Source organism: Exiguobacterium sp. s121, from assembly GCF_018617245.1.
Taxonomy (GTDB): domain Bacteria; phylum Bacillota; class Bacilli; order Exiguobacteriales; family Exiguobacteriaceae; genus Exiguobacterium; species Exiguobacterium profundum.
Window position 1 is genome coordinate 249,772 of sequence record NZ_JACSJV010000002.1, and the last position, 16,844, is coordinate 266,615.

At 48.3% G+C, this 16,844-nt stretch carries 23 protein-coding genes; 12 read left to right on the forward strand and 11 right to left on the reverse strand.

Annotation, left to right across the window (positions count from 1 at the left end; translation table 11 throughout):
- The first annotated feature begins 50 nt into the window (after positions 1 to 50).
- From KOG47_RS11660 to KOG47_RS11670, 3 genes are all read left to right on the forward strand, one after another.
- A complete protein-coding gene (locus KOG47_RS11660) occupies positions 51 to 815 on the forward strand; it encodes a TrmH family RNA methyltransferase (RefSeq protein ID WP_215244279.1) in 765 nt (254 codons plus the stop codon).
- On the forward strand, positions 787 to 1,332 hold the full coding sequence (locus KOG47_RS11665; protein ID WP_074034970.1) for a GNAT family N-acetyltransferase: 546 nt from the start codon (positions 787 to 789) through the stop codon (positions 1,330 to 1,332). The genes KOG47_RS11660 and KOG47_RS11665 overlap by 29 nt, the downstream gene beginning before the upstream one ends.
- An 88-nt stretch (positions 1,333 to 1,420) precedes the next feature.
- The gene (locus tag KOG47_RS11670) at positions 1,421 to 1,912 is read left to right on the forward strand and encodes a TenA family protein (protein WP_074034968.1); all 492 of its coding nucleotides are present in this window, start codon (positions 1,421 to 1,423) and stop codon (positions 1,910 to 1,912) included.
- Between the two features lie 26 nt (positions 1,913 to 1,938).
- Here the strand turns inward: KOG47_RS11670 and KOG47_RS11675 are convergent, their stop codons facing one another.
- Positions 1,939 to 2,436, reverse strand: coding sequence for a hypothetical protein (locus KOG47_RS11675; protein WP_159563336.1), 498 nt, complete (start codon positions 2,434 to 2,436; stop codon positions 1,939 to 1,941).
- Positions 2,437 to 2,546: 110 nt separating this feature from the next.
- On the opposite strand from KOG47_RS11675, the gene KOG47_RS11680 reads away from it, so the two are divergent.
- Entirely contained in the window at positions 2,547 to 3,203 is a 657-nt protein-coding gene (locus KOG47_RS11680) for a TVP38/TMEM64 family protein (RefSeq protein ID WP_215244280.1), read from the forward strand.
- A gap of 30 nt (positions 3,204 to 3,233) precedes the next feature.
- Here KOG47_RS11680 and queF read toward each other — a convergent pair whose 3' ends face one another.
- The 4 genes from queF to queC are packed head-to-tail and all read right to left on the reverse strand — an operon-like array spanning position 3,234 to position 5,525.
- Positions 3,234 to 3,722: a preQ(1) synthase gene (queF, locus tag KOG47_RS11685; RefSeq protein WP_015880473.1), complete on the reverse strand. Its 489-nt coding sequence runs from the start codon at positions 3,720 to 3,722 to the stop codon at positions 3,234 to 3,236.
- An 11-nt stretch (positions 3,723 to 3,733) separates the two neighbouring features.
- The gene (gene queE / locus KOG47_RS11690) at positions 3,734 to 4,444 is read right to left on the reverse strand and encodes a 7-carboxy-7-deazaguanine synthase QueE (RefSeq protein ID WP_031424381.1); all 711 of its coding nucleotides are present in this window, start codon (positions 4,442 to 4,444) and stop codon (positions 3,734 to 3,736) included.
- Positions 4,426 to 4,884: a 6-carboxytetrahydropterin synthase QueD gene (gene queD, locus KOG47_RS11695; protein ID WP_015880475.1), complete on the reverse strand. Its 459-nt coding sequence runs from the start codon at positions 4,882 to 4,884 to the stop codon at positions 4,426 to 4,428. Before queD ends, queE begins: the two co-directional genes overlap by 19 nt.
- Positions 4,881 to 5,525, reverse strand: a complete 645-nt coding sequence (queC, locus tag KOG47_RS11700) for a 7-cyano-7-deazaguanine synthase QueC (protein WP_215244281.1) — start codon at positions 5,523 to 5,525, stop codon at positions 4,881 to 4,883. The genes queD and queC overlap by 4 nt, the downstream gene beginning before the upstream one ends.
- Positions 5,526 to 5,742: 217 nt before the next feature.
- On the opposite strand from queC, the gene nhaC reads away from it, so the two are divergent.
- The 5 genes from nhaC to KOG47_RS11725 all read left to right on the forward strand — a co-directional run bounded on the left by nhaC (position 5,743) and on the right by KOG47_RS11725 (position 10,569).
- Positions 5,743 to 7,119: a Na+/H+ antiporter NhaC gene (nhaC, locus tag KOG47_RS11705; protein ID WP_215244282.1), complete on the forward strand. Its 1,377-nt coding sequence runs from the start codon at positions 5,743 to 5,745 to the stop codon at positions 7,117 to 7,119.
- A gap of 84 nt (positions 7,120 to 7,203) precedes the next feature.
- Complete coding sequence (locus tag KOG47_RS11710) at positions 7,204 to 7,788, forward strand: DNA-3-methyladenine glycosylase (RefSeq protein WP_215244283.1); 585 nt, start codon at positions 7,204 to 7,206, stop codon at positions 7,786 to 7,788.
- Between the two features lie 82 nt (positions 7,789 to 7,870).
- Positions 7,871 to 8,383 carry a type 1 glutamine amidotransferase domain-containing protein gene (locus KOG47_RS11715; protein ID WP_026824537.1) on the forward strand — a complete coding sequence of 171 codons (513 nt, stop codon included), beginning with the start codon at positions 7,871 to 7,873 and terminating at the stop codon, positions 8,381 to 8,383.
- Between the two features lie 178 nt (positions 8,384 to 8,561).
- On the forward strand, positions 8,562 to 9,620 hold the full coding sequence (locus tag KOG47_RS11720) for an MFS transporter (protein WP_251131867.1): 1,059 nt from the start codon (positions 8,562 to 8,564) through the stop codon (positions 9,618 to 9,620).
- 115 nt (positions 9,621 to 9,735) lie between these two features.
- A complete protein-coding gene (locus KOG47_RS11725) occupies positions 9,736 to 10,569 on the forward strand; it encodes an undecaprenyl-diphosphate phosphatase (protein ID WP_215244285.1) in 834 nt (277 codons plus the stop codon).
- Positions 10,570 to 10,730: 161 nt separating this feature from the next.
- Here the strand turns inward: KOG47_RS11725 and bshB2 are convergent, their stop codons facing one another.
- From bshB2 to pdxK, 3 genes are read right to left on the reverse strand one after another with little or no spacing between them, the layout of a single operon-like run.
- Entirely contained in the window at positions 10,731 to 11,381 is a 651-nt protein-coding gene (gene bshB2 / locus KOG47_RS11730; protein ID WP_074034954.1) for a bacillithiol biosynthesis deacetylase BshB2, read from the reverse strand.
- Positions 11,378 to 11,749: a YojF family protein gene (locus tag KOG47_RS11735; RefSeq protein WP_074034952.1), complete on the reverse strand. Its 372-nt coding sequence runs from the start codon at positions 11,747 to 11,749 to the stop codon at positions 11,378 to 11,380. The genes bshB2 and KOG47_RS11735 overlap by 4 nt, the downstream gene beginning before the upstream one ends.
- 55 nt (positions 11,750 to 11,804) lie before the next feature.
- Entirely contained in the window at positions 11,805 to 12,629 is an 825-nt protein-coding gene (gene pdxK, locus KOG47_RS11740; RefSeq protein WP_015880484.1) for a pyridoxine/pyridoxal/pyridoxamine kinase, read from the reverse strand.
- 186 nt (positions 12,630 to 12,815) lie between these two features.
- Between pdxK and cbpA the strand changes: the two genes are divergently transcribed.
- Positions 12,816 to 13,451, forward strand: a complete 636-nt coding sequence (cbpA, locus tag KOG47_RS11745; protein ID WP_031424393.1) for a cyclic di-AMP binding protein CbpA — start codon at positions 12,816 to 12,818, stop codon at positions 13,449 to 13,451.
- A 12-nt stretch (positions 13,452 to 13,463) separates the two neighbouring features.
- Here cbpA and KOG47_RS11750 read toward each other — a convergent pair whose 3' ends face one another.
- From KOG47_RS11750 to KOG47_RS11760, 3 genes are all read right to left on the reverse strand, one after another.
- Positions 13,464 to 14,009, reverse strand: a complete 546-nt coding sequence (locus KOG47_RS11750) for a GNAT family N-acetyltransferase (RefSeq protein ID WP_074034948.1) — start codon at positions 14,007 to 14,009, stop codon at positions 13,464 to 13,466.
- 57 nt (positions 14,010 to 14,066) lie between these two features.
- Entirely contained in the window at positions 14,067 to 14,951 is an 885-nt protein-coding gene (locus KOG47_RS11755) for a diacylglycerol/lipid kinase family protein (RefSeq protein WP_215244286.1), read from the reverse strand.
- Between the two features lie 134 nt (positions 14,952 to 15,085).
- A complete protein-coding gene (locus KOG47_RS11760) occupies positions 15,086 to 15,460 on the reverse strand; it encodes a hypothetical protein (RefSeq protein WP_078146123.1) in 375 nt (124 codons plus the stop codon).
- Between the two features lie 159 nt (positions 15,461 to 15,619).
- Here KOG47_RS11760 and KOG47_RS11765 point away from each other — a divergent pair, with 159 nt between their 5' ends.
- Both KOG47_RS11765 and KOG47_RS11770 read left to right on the forward strand, forming a co-directional pair.
- Positions 15,620 to 16,051: a MarR family winged helix-turn-helix transcriptional regulator gene (locus tag KOG47_RS11765; RefSeq protein WP_047795835.1), complete on the forward strand. Its 432-nt coding sequence runs from the start codon at positions 15,620 to 15,622 to the stop codon at positions 16,049 to 16,051.
- Positions 16,052 to 16,170: 119 nt separating this feature from the next.
- Entirely contained in the window at positions 16,171 to 16,806 is a 636-nt protein-coding gene (locus KOG47_RS11770) for an FMN-dependent NADH-azoreductase (protein WP_078146124.1), read from the forward strand.
- Positions 16,807 to 16,844: the final 38 nt, after the last annotated feature.

A 16,844-nucleotide genomic window follows, 5' to 3' on the forward strand; every position in this document is an offset into this window, starting at 1 on the left:
AGTCGAATCGAATCTAGCTACAATATGATAGGTTGAAGGGAGCGAGAAAGATGGGTTGGAGACAGACGACATCTGCTTTGACGAAAGAAGAGCAGATTGAATTAAAAGAAGAGTTGTTGCAGAAGGGTGTATTGCAGGAAGACGATCTTCCTCTATATGAGATGCTCATGCCAGATCGCATCAAACGGATGTATGAAGTATTGAATACACGAACGAACCATATCACGATTTTGACGGAAGGTGTGGACGATCCGCATAACCAATCTGCCGTATTGCGTTCGGCCGATGCGTTCGGGGTGCAGACGCTGCACGTCGTCGAAGGGCGTGCAAAGTTCAAACCAAACTCGATTATCGCCAAGAGTGCCGACCGCTGGGTGGACGTCGTCGAGCATGGCTCCATTGAAGAGGCGATTGACGCTTTAAAAGAAGACGGTTATCAAGTATATGCGACGGCATTGAGTGAGGAAGCAATTCCGCTCGAAGAAGTGGATGTGTCGAAGGCGACAGTTCTTTTATTCGGGAATGAACATAGTGGTGTGTCGGAAGCGGCATTGAAGAAGGCGGATGGAAACTTTGTCATTCCGATGCAAGGATACGTTCAGAGTTTGAACATCTCCGTGGCGGCGGCAATTTCCTTGTACGATGTCACGACACGGTCGCGACATATCGTGACGGAGGGCTATGAACTGCCTGTCGAGGATCAGGCACATATTTTTAAAGACTGGATGGTCAAGAGTTTGCCGAAACGTACGCTCGGACTTTATAAACAAAAAGGTGTCACGGCTTTTGAACGGGAGACAGGAAATTCAGAATGAACGGCGAAATGAACAGACGTACGGAATCTTTGTCCAGAAACTGAAAGGGGATGGCACGATGAGTACGACGAGTTCATTTATCGTAAAAGATGTGACAAACAACTTTAAGGATTTTGAAGAGGACTTTTTCCGACTGTATCGCACGTTATATGGCGACCTCGATCAGTTGCGTTTTAAAGAGCGTTTATATCGGCACGCCAATCCGCTAGTGTTACTGGCTTTCTCGGAAGAGGAACTGGTCGGCTTTAAAATTGGCTATGAGGCGGAGCCTTATCGATTTTACAGCTGGGCGGGCGGCGTACATCCGGACTTCCAAAAGCATGGCATCGGTCGCAAGCTGATGGATACGCAACTCGAATGGGTCGAAGCGCAAGGGTTCCATTCGATTCGGACGAAAGCACGCAATACGAACAAAGGGGTCATCATTTTGAACCTCCTTTGCGGATATGACATCATGGGCGCCTACACAGAAGATGGCGAGCCACGCATCATGATGGAGAAACAACTGAACAGTTGAATCGATGCCGCGGTCGTGTGATCGCGGTTTTTTTGTTGAAACCTATTTTAATATGTGAGCGTACATAAAGAAAAAGGGGGAGTTTGAAATGATAGTATTTGGATTTGGCGGGGATCCGTTCGATAGCTCGATAGGGGACTCATTCTTTAGCGGACTATTTGGTGTGTTTCCAATCATTTTCATGGTTGTGTTCGGTCTGATTATATTTGGATTTATCAAATCGGGAGTGAGCTACTCTAAAACATCAAATACATTGAAGGACTTACAACACTTCGCCTCACAGCTTGCAGATGATCCAGCCGACGAGACGGCTGAGCGATTGGCAGACTATTTACGTGGCGTCGATTCCTTCTCGATTGAACGGACACGCATGGAACCGTTTCGTGTCGCGCTCGGATGCTACCAATTGGTGATGGAGTCGAGCACTGTTCGCGAAGAGACAAAAGAGCGGGTCGGTCGTCAATATAAGCGTCTCGGGATTTTGGACGGAGAAAAATTTGCTGATGAGGCACCTCCACGTCGACGTTCTTCTTCATCGAGTCATCATGATATCCATCACAATCACCATGACCATATGTAAAAAAGCGAAGGAATCCCTTCGCTTTTTTACATATATCGTGATGCATCAAATTCAATGTCAGTCTGATAACGGACGGCCTGAATGGCACTTTCGATTCGAATGGCACGCTTCTTAATATCGCGTGCTTTTAAACGATATAGTTCGGGGTCATATAAGGCGTGTTTGATCACGGCAACTCCGTGCACATAGTCTTTCTTCGGACGAAGCGATAATTTCTCATAAAGTCGTGCCTGGACACGTAACTGAATGGCGAGCTCGATTGCCTCGACGAGCGGGAGTGGACCGTCATGCGTCTCAACGACGGCTTGGACGTTCGCCTCTTGAATGAGACGGTCGAGCTGACGTAAGTCTAGACGAATGTGTTCAAGTTCCATCTCGATGTCTTGAAGGGAACGGGACTGAATGGTCGGAATGGATTCATTCGCTTGAAGCGAGATGAACGCCACATGCTCAATCTCTTCGGTCAATGTATCGATTTGCTCATGGAGCAACTGTTTCAATGTTAGGGCATCTGCAAGGTTCATATCGATTTCCTCCTTCTGCTTTTTCTAACCGTACCACATCGAGATGGCTGAAAAAAGGTGGATGACATCCTAGATTACGGGAATAAAAGCAAATAGAGAGGAGGAGGACGATGAAGAAGTGGAAGATACAATGGATGATTGCACTCGTCCTACTCCTGTTCGGGACGGCGACATTCCTTTATCAGTGGGTTGATGTAAGCCCAGGCGATATACGGGACTACATCATTCAATTCGGATGGTTGGCTCCGCTCATTTACATTTTATTGTTCACCGTTCGTCCGCTCATCTTGTTTCCCACGTCCGTCTTATCGGTCGCCGGCGGCTTGGCGTTTGGGATGTTACCGGGCGTCATCTATACCGTCATCGGGGCGACATTGAGTGCGCTTGTTGCGTATTATGTGGCAATTTATTTCGGCGATCGTTTCCTGCATCACTTCGAATCAACGAATTACGAAGCCATTCAGCGCAAAATCGAAGAAGACGGCTTCTTTTACGTCCTCATCTTACGTCTCATCCCGCTCGTCAATTTTGATTTGGTCAGCTATGCTTCTGGTTTGGCAAAAGTAAACGTACTCGCCTATCTGTTTGCGACCGTCGTTGGTATGATTCCCGGGGCGTTCGCGAACAATTTTCTCGGGAGTAGTATCGCCAGTGGGGATTGGACGCTCATCGCCTTGGCATTTGGGATCATGCTCGTGTTGACGCTCGTTGCGACCGTGTTCCGCGAACCGATTAAGCGACAGATTCATCGCTATCAAAAAAAGTAGGCGACTCCAGATGGAGCGCCTACTTTTCAATTAACGGTTGTCAACCGTCTCTGGATACAGGTCATGGTTGAATAGACGATGCTCCGCCATTTTTTCGTACTTCGTACCCGGTTTTCCGTAGTTGTAGTACGGATCGATCGAGATACCGCCACGTGGTGTGAATTTCCCCCACACTTCGAGATAGCGCGGTTCCATCAATTTCACGAGATCTTTCCCAATGACGTTGATGCAGTTCTCGTGGAAGTCACCGTGGTTACGGAAGCTAAACAAGTACAACTTCAACGACTTCGACTCGACGAGTTTCTCATCCGGGATGTATGAGATGTAGATGGTTGCGAAGTCCGGTTGGTTCGTGATCGGGCACAACGATGTGAATTCTGGTGCGTTGAATTTAACGAAGTAGTCGTTCTCAGGATGACGGTTCGGGAACGCCTCCAGGACGTCTGGTGTGTATTCAAAAATATAAGGGACGCTCTTCTGTCCGAGGAGCGAGAGGTCTTGTAAGTCTTCTGGTCTCATGTTCATTCTCCTTACACGCCACGTTCGTTGGCGTACAGTAATGTGTGTAGTTGCGGTAGGACGCGGACGCTTTGCCATGACGGATCACGTGCAACGTCTTCCCATAGTTGTTTCAAACGACGGAGCTGGGCATCGGTGATGTCGCCGTCTGCACCAGGCTCCGGGTTACCGGCCGACAAATACATGACGTCCGGTGAGTAGCGCTGCTGCACTTCTTTCGCGTAGGCAAGGTCCACTTCATCAAAGACAGCAACTTTGAATGTCGTCTGCTCCGGGCGCAACCGTTCGACGATAGCGTCTAGTTGCTCCCAGTTCGTTTTCATACCAGACGATGGAGGTTTTGGACTGAGGGTCACGTCATCGATTTGTGTGAGCCAGTCTTGATAGCGGCTGCCTTGCGTCTCGACGGCGAGTGTGACGCCTCGTTCTTTCAACTTCTCGACCAGGTCTCCCATAGCCGCGATAAGGAGTGGATTGCCACCCGAGATGGTGACGTAATCGTACATACCAAGTGCATCCAGGCGAGCAATCACCTCATCGGCTGTCAGCATGTCCGGTTTTTCTGAACCGTCCCACGTAAAGGCGGAATCGCACCACGAACAGCGATAATCGCAACCGGCGGTCCGAACGAACATCGTCTTTTGTCCGATGGCGCGTCCTTCTCCTTGAAAGGTCGGTCCGAACACTTCAAGAACAGGGATTTTCACGATTCCACCAACCATTCACGGCGGAACTCAGCGTAAGACGTTGGCGTTTCATACAGACGGACGAACTCGACACGGACGTCGCGTTCATTTGGCAAGTGTGTCGCCAGTTGTTCAAAAATCCAATAACACATGTTTTCTGCAGTTGTATTCATATAAGGGAGTGACTCGTTTAAATAGCGATGATCGAGATACGGCTCAAGCTCTTCTTTGAAGATCTTTTTCAAATCACCAAAGTCGAGTGTCATGCCGCGATTGTCGAGAAAGCCGCTGACACCCATCTGGAGCTTATACGTATGACCATGAAGGGCACGACATTTGCCGTCATAGTCAAAGAGATGGTGCGCCGCGTCGAACGTTACTTCTTTGACGATTTGAACGCGATGCGGACAGTAGATGAGCGATCCTTCTTGCTTTGATTCGACACTGGTCGGAGCGAGGAATGGAGCATGTTTCATACGCGCACCTCCTCGTAAGCTGTAAGTCCGTTTTGACGAAGCTTACACGCCGGACATTCTCCACAACCTGAACCGATGACACCGTTGTAGCAAGTAAGCGTGCGTTCTTTGACATAGTCAAAGGCACCGAGTTCGTCGGCGAGAGCCCACGTTTCTTTTTTATCGAGCCACATGAGCGGTGTGTCGATGACAAATGGATAATCCATCGCTAAATTGAGTGTCACATTGAGTGATTTGATGAATTGGTCTCGGCAATCCGGGTAACCTGAAAAGTCCGTTTCACATACACCGGTCACGATGTGATGCATACCGAGTTGTTTGGCCATGACGGCTGCAAACGATAAGAATAGATGGTTGCGTCCATCGACGAACGTGTTTGGGACGTCCGCATTGTCGATGTCGAGATCGTGTCTCGTGAGCGCGTTTGAAGTGAGTTGTCCGAGTAGGGACAAATCGAGGATGTGGTGTGGGACATCGAGTTCTGTCGCAACTTCTTTGGCGACTTCGATTTCCGCATCATGGCGTTGACCATATGCGAACGTCACCGCCTCTACATGAGAGAATTGTTGTTTTGCCCAAAACAGGCAAGTGGTTGAATCTTGGCCACCACTAAAGACGACCAATGCTTTTTCGTGTTGCATGAAGCACACTTCCTTTTCGCTAGTTTTGATGTCGGAGGAGGTTACGAACTCCGGAGGTCACCCTCAAGCATATAATTTATCATAAAAAGACGTTTGACAGGGAGAAAGGAAGCGAGTATAGTAAAAAACATCACTGACATGCTTTTGTGCATAAAAGCGTTTAAGCGGTTAGGCAAAATAATAAATAAAGAAGATATAACGAAAGGAGGGGACGTCGATGCAGATGAAAGGAAAAGAAGCTGTATTCGTCGTGTTGATGAGCGGGATTACCTTGCTCGCACTGATGTTTTTGGCCAAAGCGACGCCACATATGGCGATTTTTGGCACAATGGTAATAGTAGGTGGATACGCGTATTATCGTTCACGCGACTTCAAACAGATTGAAACGGCGATGATCAACGGGATTCGTGAAGCGATCATGCCGGTATTGATTTTGTTGTTGATTGGGATGCTCATCGGAGTATGGCAAATGTCCGGGACGGTCGCGACGATCCTCTCCATCGGTCTAAATACAATCTCTGCTGAATGGTTCTTACCGAGTGTCTTATTGATCACGATGATCGTCTCGACCTTCACAGGAAGTGCGTTTACAACCGTCGGAACGGTCGGTGTCGCCTTATTTGGAATCGGGACGGCACTAGACATCTCGCCGGCGCTCGCCGCAGGTGCGATCGTATCGGGTGCCCTCTTCGGAGACAAGATGAGCCCGTTGTCGGATACGACGAACTTTGCGCCGGCAGTGGCGGGTGTCAAACTGTTCGACCACATTCGCTTCATGATGGGGACGACGATTCCAGCGTTCATCATCACCTTGATTTTATTCACGTTCCTCGGACGTAGCGGTCAAACTGCCGACACGGCACAAATTGCAGAGGCGCAAGCCGCGCTCAGCGGACGGTTTGACCTCTCATGGCTCACGTTGATTGCCCCTGTGCTCGTCGCAGTGCTTGCGTTCCGTCGGATGCCGGTCTTACCGACGATGCTCGTCGGGATGTTCGCCGGTGTGTTGACGGCCGGTTTCGTTCAAGGGAACTGGAGCATCTCGAACTGGCTCGGTGTCATGCAGTCGGGCTTTAAGTCAGGTATCGAAAATGAAACGATTGCGAATGTACTCGATCGTGGTGGTCTTGAATCGATGCTTTGGTCGGTCAGTCTCGTCTTGATCGCCCTCGCGTTCGGTGGCTTGTTACGTGAACTCGGTGTCTTCCAAGCCATCGTTGAATCGTTGCTCGAGCGTTTGAAGTCACCAGGGAGCTCGGTCCTATCAGTTGTCCTCAGTTCAATCGGGGTCAACTTGCTCGCGGGAGAACAGTACTTGTCGATTCTCTTGCCGGGTCAGGCGTTCAAGCAAGGGTTTATCGATCGTGGGATCGACCCGCGCTACTTGTCACGGGCGCTTGAGGACGGTGGAACTGTGATCAACCCGCTCATACCTTGGGGTGTCTCGGGAGCTTTCTTCGCAGCGACACTCGGCGTGCCTGTATTAGAATACGCACCATTTGCCTTCTTCCTCTGGCTCAGCCCGGTCTTCTCCATCATTTTGGGATACGTCCGATTGGGAAAGCAACGTGAATCGCTCAAAATCGCATCATAACGTCCAGGTGTCCTGCCATGCAGGGCATCTTTTTTGTGTGCAATCCACGATTTTTGAGAAAATGAAACAAATGGAGGTGGAACCATGAAGCGACTCGATTTAGCATTTTATGAACAACCGACACTTGACTTGGCGCGTGCCTTACTCGGCCAATATTTGGTGAGGCGCAATCCAGAAGGTGACATCATCGCGAAGATTGTCGAGACGGAGGCTTACCTCGGTGCCATCGATCGAGCGGCGCATAGCTTCGGAGGGCGTCGGACGAAGCGAACGGAAGTCATGTTTGGGAAACCGGGGTATGTGTACACCTATCAGATGCATACGCATACGCTCTTGAACGTGGTTAGTGGACCAGTCGGCACACCAGAAGCCGTCTTGATTCGAGCGGTCGAACCGATTCAAGGCCATGAATGGATTGCAACGAACCGTCCTGGGGTGAAACGATATGACCAGACGAACGGACCAGGGAAGTTGACGAAAGCACTCGGAATCACAATGGATCTATACGGCCATTCCTTTCAACAAGACCCACTCTACATCGCGGAGGGTGAGGCTGGAGTAGTGATTGAGGCGGGTCCACGCATTGGCATCCCGAACACGGGCGAGGCGCGTGACTATCCGTATCGATTTTTTGAACGCGACAATCCGTACGTCTCGAAGTTCCGTTGAATGCTCCTGGAGATGTTTAACTGATTCATGCCAGTGGAACAGTCCCTATGTGCATAAAACAAACAGAGGGAGTGTTTAGAACATGGCAAAAGTAGCAACGCTCATTACAGATATGTTTGAAGATGTAGAATTCACGGGTCCCCGTGACGCATTGGTGGATGCGGGACATGACGTCGTGACAATCGAGAAGAAAGCTGGCAACACGGTGGAAGGAAAGCAAGGAGAGGCGAAAGTGAACATCGATCAATCGATTGACGATGTATCGCCGGAAGATTTTGATGCCCTTCTTTTACCTGGCGGGTTCTCACCTGACTTATTGCGAGAAGACGAGCGTTTTGTTTCGTTCGCCAAAGCCTTCATGGATGCGAAGAAGCCTGTCTTTGCAATCTGTCACGGACCACAGCTGTTGATTACGGCGAAGACATTAGAAGGTCGTGACGCAACCGGCTATAAATCGATTAAAGTCGATATGGAGTATGCCGGAGCGAAATATGCGGACAAAGAAGTTGTCGTCTGTCAAAATCAGCTTGTGACGAGCCGTCAGCCAGATGATATTCCGGCATTCAATCGTGAGATTCTCAACTTATTAAAATAACACGTCGACCACGAGAGGAATCTCGTGGTTTTTTTGTGCATTCGGGAATAAGAAAGATAAGGAGGCGATTCAAATGAGAAAACGAGCACGTTCACCGAGTTAAGTTCGTCGAAACATTGTTTGGTTAGGGTGCATTCGCTGGTTTGAAGGGCTGATTCCAGCATATGTGATTGAACGGTTGTTTTGGGAGTCACGAGGCATCACCATTCAAGAAGTTGTCTACTTGGAGATGATCTATGCGCTCATCATCGTCTTGTTCGAGGTGCCGACCGGCGTGTGGGCGGACCGGACGACACGGCGTCGGCTAATCCAGGTAGGTGTAGCCTTGGAGTGGTTATCGTTTTGGATCTTGTTATACTCGTTCACCTTCAGCGGATTTTTTGTCGCCATCAGCTGTTCGGCCATTGGGTCGGTCATTCGAAGTGGGGCAGAGAATGCCTTGTTGTACGAATCGTTACAGGAGAGTCAGGAAGTGTCGTCATTTGAACGGGTTCTTGGAAAACTGAACGCGATTGGGATTGTTGCCGCTGTGACGGCGGCATTGAGTGGCAGTATGTTGGCTCAGTATCTTCCCTTGGAGTGGAACTACAAGCTCTCCATCGTGAGTCTATTGATTGCGACTACCTGTAGCCTATCTCTCATCGAACCGACTCGACGAGAGATAGAAGAGCGTTTGACGTGGTGGCATTTGCTGAAAGGTTTTCAATTCATTTGGTCGAACAAGCAACTATGGCATGTCACTATCAGTTTTTTAGCAGCCGTATCCGCATTCAATTTCATCGATGAGTTCTGGCAATTGTATGCACGTGATGTATCCATCCCGATCTATTGGTTCGGTGCCATTTCAAGCATCCTACTCTTGATTCAGTTACCTGGACAACTTTTTGCAGGGACGCTTATACGATTTGCGTCATCCGAACATTGGTTAAACGGGTTCGGTTGGCTAATGGGCGGTGGATTTCTTGTCATCGGACTTTTTCCGAATCCAATCGGAATCGGGCTGATGGGGCTGTTGGCTCTTATATATGGAGCGATGGAGCCGCTCTATTACGGTCTTTTGCATCATCAAGTTCCTTCATCCATTCGAGCGACGACGGAATCATCCGTCTCGATGCTATGGCATCTCGGTATCCTTGTGTTGGGGTTTGTCTTTATTGTAGGAACGACAGTGTCGCTATTTTTGGCGTTCATCTTAATCGGGCTTGTCGTTTGGTTCGTTCATGCGACCGCCCGATAATTTTTACAGACATGGGTCATAAGCCATGTCTGTTTTTACATCTTAAGACGGACGAAAGATTGTGCCGAGAAGTGTATGATGAGAACAATCTTAACGAGTCAATAGGAGAAACAACGTGGAATGGTATGAATTATTTGTAGGATTTTTGTTAGGTGTCGTTGAGGGATTGACGGAATTTGCCCCAGTCTCGTCGACCGGTCATATGATTCTCGTGGACGGTCTCTGGTTGAATTCGAGTCAATTTTTAGGTCAGGAAGTAGCGAACACGTTTAAAATCGTCATTCAATTAGGGTCGATTTTAGCGGTCGTGGTCGTCTTTCGAGATCGGTTCAAAGCGTTACTGAATCCAAAGTCGCTCCTCACCTTAAGACAAAGCGGAACCACACGTCAGTTCAATCTCATACATATTTTGATCGGATTGCTGCCTGCTGGCGTCCTTGGTGTACTGTTTGAGGACTACATCGATACACATCTCTTCTCAGTCAAGACGGTGTTGATTGGGTTAGTCATTGGGGCATTCTTTATGATTGCCGCAGATTTATCCGGCGTGAAGCGTCAGACGACCGCTACGCTAGATGACATCACGTACAAGCAAGCACTTGGTGTCGGGTTGATTCAATGTTTCTCGCTATGGCCTGGGTTCTCTCGGTCCGGTTCAACGATTTCTGGAGGGGTTCTCCTCGGAATGAGTCACCGGGCAGCGGCAGATTTTACGTTCATCATGGCGGTACCGATCATGTTTGGAGCGAGTGCGTTGTCACTGTACAGCAAATGGACGTACTTCACGCTCGATACGTTACCCGTGTTTGTCGTCGGTTTCGTCAGCGCGTTTTTGTTCGCACTTCTTTCGATTAAATTCTTTTTGAAGTTGATTAACAAAGTGAAATTGATGCCGTTTGCGGTCTATCGAATCGTATTGGCCATCGTGATTTACGTTCTTTACTTCTAAAAAAACACGTGCGAATAGCACGTGTTTGAAACCAATGAATGGAATTGTTCGTAAAGTCTAGAAGAGGTGAAAACATGGGACAAATCGTTGTAGTATTCGGAACGTTAATCGGTCTTGGGACCGTCGGGGCATTGCTTTATATGACCCGTCTAGCCTATGAATCATGAGAACGGATAATGATAGAAGCGCTCACGTTGGAGTAACTCCATGACGTGGGCGTTTTCTGCGTTATCGATCGCACGAAGCAGACCTTCCGTCTGAGACCGGTGGGCAAACAGGGCATCTTTCTTTTGTTCGCTCTCTTCCGTTACATCGACGATGACGTGAGGTTGTCCGAGTTCGTCTTCTGTGCGGCGGTCAAAGGCGACACCTAAGAACTTAGGGCGCGTCTCGCCCATCTCTTGAAGCGCTCGTACGACGGCACGGGCTGTCGCTTCATGGTCCGGGTGGACGGCATATCCTGGATAGAATGAGATGACGGTTTCCGGCTTCACTTCGTCAATCAATGCGCGGAAGCGACCAGCGAGCTCGGCCTCGTCCTCAAATTCGACGGTTTTGTCACGAAGACCCCACATGCGCAGGTCCTCGATGCCCATCATGCGACATGCTTCTTCGAGTTCATGTTTTCGAATTTTCGGCAGTTCTTCACGTGTCGTAAAGATTGGAGAACCCATATTACGTCCCATTTCACCGAGCGTCAAACAGACATATGTGACGGGTAGTCCTTTTTGACGATGTTGGATAATCGTTCCGGCCGAGCTGAACGCCTCATCGTCCGGGTGTGGGAATATGACGAGTAACGGTCCATTCATTGATTCTCCACCTCCGATGCGCCTTGTGGGAGCGGCTTGATATCGATGTGCAGCGCACATGCGAGACGACCGAGACGATCGTGACCAGCGAGTAACAACTGTTCTTCGTGCATTTCATAGTCGGTCAATCCCTCGACATAGAGCCAACCGTGATCGAGTTTTAAACCGACACGATAGGGACCATTTCCTTTAATTTGACCGATGCTGTATTCGATTTTGGCATTACGGATAAACATCCCGGCGTTATGAAAGTCCGGGTCATTATGTGTCGCGTAGGCACCGTTCGTCGTCTCGACATGGACGAAAAGTGGTGTCGCGACGTGATTGTCTAAATAGTGCTGAATGTGATCAGGTTGAATCGCTTTCACGTCTGTCCCTCCAATGGAAAGGATGACCCGAAACACGTAGTTCCGGGTCATCTGTTTACGATTGTGTTGCTACTTTTTTACGGTATCCGGTATGGTTCGTCGGTCCAACGTATTGGTTGAGACGGAATGAATGACGAACGGCTTCTGTGATGAACTCTTTTCCGATTTCAATCGCTTCTTCGACCGTGTGACCGTTGGCGAGTGAGGCTGCGATGGCAGAAGAGAACGTACATCCGCCGCCGTGTGTGAACGCAGGCTCGATTTTTTCACTTTCAAGAAGGCGGAATTCGTTTCCGTCGTACAAGACGTCGAATGCTGTATCGAATCCGAGTTTGCCACCGACTTTGACGATGACGATCTCTGCGCCGAGTTCATGGATTAAACGAGCGGCTTCTTTGATTTCGTCCATCGTTGCGGGCGTTTTATCAAGGCCAGCGAGCATACGCGCCTCGAATAAGTTCGGTGTGATGATTTTTGCGACTGGTACGAGGTGTTGACGCATCGCGACCGCAACGTTCGGATCAAGAATCTCATCCGCACCTTTACATGCCATGACCGGATCGACAACGGCATTCTGGATTCCGTATTCTTTAATCTTCCGTGCTGCGAGTTCGATGATTTCAGGTGTCGGGAGCATACCTGTCTTCACTGCATCGACTCCAATTCCAGCGAGCACCGTATCGATTTGTTTCTCGATCAAGGTCGTGTCGATTGGAAAGACTTCGTGATTCCATGCGTTATGTGGGTCTTGTGCCACGATGACAGTCAAAGCTGTCATACCGTATACACCGAGTTCTTCCATCGTTTTGAGGTCGGCTTGGATTCCCGCGCCGCCGCTTGTGTCAGAACCGGCAATCGTCAATGCTTTTTTCATCGTCATAATCGTCCATCCCCTTTGTCTGTTTGGATAGTTTCACTATAACGACTTTTTTGAATTCCGACAAATGCAAGGATTACGAGAAGTGTTCATAACTTTTCAGAAAAAGTATGCAGGATATTCATCATATTTGGGGAATAATAATGAATAGGGTGTAGACCACTTTATTATTGGCTGGGAGGAAAACGCATGTTAGTGCATAGCTTATGTATCCCGAAGAAAGATGTTGTCACTATCAGTGAAAAGGCAACATTGCGGGAAGCGCTTCATACGCTTGAAGAAACAGGATACCGTTGTGTACCTGTTTTAGACGAGACGGGGAAATTTTTCCGCGGTAACATTTACAAGATGCATATTTATCGTCATGGAATGAACGGGGAAAACATGGACGATAATGTGATGACACTCATCAAGAATACACAAAAGTACGTCCATGAGTCAGATGGATTCTTTGAAGTATTTTTCTCAATCAAAGAATTGCCGTACATTGCTGTATTGAAAGATGAGAGCAATGAATTTTATGGCATTCTTCCCCACGGTAAGATGCTCGGGATGCTCGAAGAAGCATGGAGTCGCGACACGGGTAGTTACGTCTTGACAATCGCCTTGAGCGAACAGGCTGGGGCACTTGAGAAAATCACGAAAATCGTGAACAAATATACATCAATCGCGAGCTTGATGACGCTCGATGCGAAAAGTAAAGTATTGCGTCGGGTACTCGTGACACTACCACCAGACTGTGAAGAAGACATGAAAAACAAGGTTGTCTCTAAGCTTGAACAAAAAGGCTTCCGGATTGTCGAAGTCGAGAACTTAAAGAACTAAGTAAAAACCCTTTCACTTGGCGTGAAAGGGTTTTTCGTCGAGTCGTTTTTCCATCCGAATATCGGACCAAAATTGACCGTCCCAGTAGGTGAAGTGCTCGATCCGACCGATTTCTTGATACCCACATTTCGTATAGAGACGATGGGCCGCATGGTTGAAAGCGAATACGCCAAGTTCCATACGAGGTGTTTGTTTGGCTCGCAATTGCTCTTCTAACAAACGAAGAGCTTCTGTGCCAACGCCTTTTCCGCGACCTACAGATTCGCCGATGACGAAACCGAGCCAAGCTGTACCGGGTTCTTGTCGATATAAATGAGGCGGGTCATACATGACGTTCATTTCTCCGACGAGATGGTCATCTGCGTAGATAAGGAAAATATCGTGTGTTAAGAGTCGTTCTTCTAAATCGTCAACCGTCATCTCATAATGGGCGGTCAATTCTTCTTTAGAGCGGCTCGGGCGAATAAGATGGACGATCTCAGGATCGTTATTCCAACGATTGAATGTATCGACGATGTCGCCGGATGCGACTGTTAATGGAACAAGTGAGATATTGATAGGTCATTCTCCTTTCTCGCTTGAACACATTCGATTCAATCGTCAAAATTCCTGCTCTTATATCGGCTTTAATACGTTTAAGTGGCTCGGCAATACTTCAAAGGTGAGGGGTAGCTTGCCGCCTGTGTCCCCGTCAGCATTTACAGGAAGCGCATCAGGCGAGGTCACGTTCACCCGTGACGTACAAAATGAGGTGACGCTATCCGTTTCCTTCAACTTTCCTGTAAAGAGGGCGGGTGTTAATTGAAGTGCGTCCTTTAACCCGAGCTCTTCAAAGATATAGACGTGAAGAAGACCATCATTAAGTCGCGCGTCCGGTTCGAAGTTTTCGAATCCTCCGACCGAGTTCGTCAAGGCGATAACGACGAGATAAGCCTCGCCATCAAACTCCCCGTCTTTACTGTCAAGCGCCAACTCATATGGACTATGTTCACGGAACGCTTTTACACCCTCAATCAAGTAAGCGAACGGTCCCCATTTCGTCTTTTCTTCCACACTTACTTCGTCGACAGCTTCGGCAATGAGCCCGATGGCGATGACGTTCATGAAATAACCTTTCTCATACTTTCCGATATCCATCGGTGTCGGTTCAGCGTCGCGGAGAGCCTCGATTGCTTGTTTAGGGTCACTTGGGACACCGAGTGCACGGGCGAGGTCGTTGACCGTCCCAAGTGGAATGATACCGAAGTCAGGTCGATGAGTAGCCTCGGCTAGACCGGTCACCGCTTCGTTCAAGGTTCCGTCCCCACCCATCGCAATCACGGCCTGATAGTGCTTTTCTGCCGCTTCACGTGCGAAGTTCGTCGCATCCTGTTCCTTTTCAGTGAAGCGGACATCGACGTGTCCATATCGTTCGCGCAACACCTCTTCGGCATGTGTTGCGTGTTGTTCCCCCAACTCTTTCCCTGAGGATGGATTGACGATTAACATGACTGTGTCCATTCCAACATGTCTCCTTTTCAACTCGAATACTGTCCTTTATTCCCGTCAAAGAAAGCAGATACTCCTAAAAAATCCCCATGTCGATTAGCTATCTCGCTCTAATCTTCAAGGGGATGCGTTGGGCATTCGATTGTTTAATAATGACGGAATGCGGACATATCTAAATGACTTGCTTCCGACTCGTCCACGGCAAGTTCGATGCGCAAATGTTCATTGAACGGGGAGACGAGAGCCCCCATACAGGCGACCGGTTCATGATCGGGGACCGGTGATTTACGTTTCGTTTTGACGAATAAATAGTCCGATCGTTTCAACGTCAATAAGAAACGTTCCACGGCATGCGGTTCACGGGTCACGTTTGGCCAAGGTAAATGATTGAATAATAAAAAGACCGCGCCTTCTTTTTCGAGCGCATAGTCCGGTGCGATGCCTTCCCGATTCAACAAATCGATGACAGCATGCAAAAACTCCCGTCTAATCGTCAATGAAATTTCGTAATACTCACGCATACGGTCCACCCTTTCTTAAAATCACAATACTACCATTCTAAACGTTTCCGACATGGGCGACAATGAAGAAGTTCCTTGACGAAGTATTTTTCCCGGCTTATACTGCATAAGTCCTGCTATACTAGTGATATATGATGAACGAATTGAGGTGAAACCGACATGATTGAATCCCTTGAATTGAAGGCGTGGGTCGTTCTTGCGCGTACGATGGATGCCATCAGTGATCGTGTGAAAGAAGATTTACGACGCCACCAGTTAAATTCAACAGAGTTCGGTGTTTTATCCGTACTGTATAAACGAGGAGACACCCCGTTGCAACAAATTGGGGATCAGATTTTGATTACGAGCGGTAGCGTGACATATGTGATCGATAAGTTGGAGAAGCGAGGGCTGATTGAACGAATCGCCTGCCCGTCTGACCGACGTGTCACATATGCTTCATTGACAGACGATGGAAAGGCGCTCATGGACGTCGTCTATCCGCAACATATTGAAATCTTCAAAGATATATATGGACCGTTAAGTGATGAAGAGACGGAACAATTGATTTCGTTATTGAAACGAGTCGGTTATAACGCAGCGGGCAAATAAAGCCCGTTGCTTTTTTATTCAATATCTTGAAATTAAAATAATTGACGATGAGATATACAGATGATATAGTTCTAACTGTTATTGAAAAATTAGAGATTACACAAATGGAGGATTACACGATGACTAAAGTATTATATGTATCGGCTAACCCGAAACCAACTGAACTTTCATACAGCAAACAAGTGGCAGAAACATTCGTTTCGACACTCCAAGCAGAAAATCCATCAATCGAAGTGGAAGCAATCGAACTCTACGATGTTGATGTTCAAGAAATCGACGGAGATGTGCTCAGTGCATGGGGCAAATTCGCTTCAGGCGAAGCGCTCACTGATGTAGAAGCGAAAAAGGTAGGCACAATGAGCGGCATGCTTGAGAAATTCATGGAAGCGGACCTTTACGTGTTCGCGACTCCAATGTGGAACTTCTTCTTCCCAGCACGTATGAAAATGTTCCTCGATAGCGTGCTCATGGCAGGTAAAACGTTCCGTTACACGGAGCAAGGTCCTGTCGGCTTGCTTGAAAACAAACAAGCGATCCACATCCAAGGGACAGGCGGAATCTACACAGGAACTGACCTTAACTTCGCAGACGCATACCTTCGCCAAGCGCTCGCGTTCGTCGGTGTATCTGAAGTGACGACGGTAGCGGTCGAAGGGATGAACCAATACCCAGATAAAATCGAAGAGATCGTTGCAGACGCGAAAGCGAAAGCTGAAGCACTTGCGAAAGAAGTTGCAGGCGCAGTAACGGTATAACCTAGAGAGACGAGTCGATTGACTCGTCTTTTTGTATG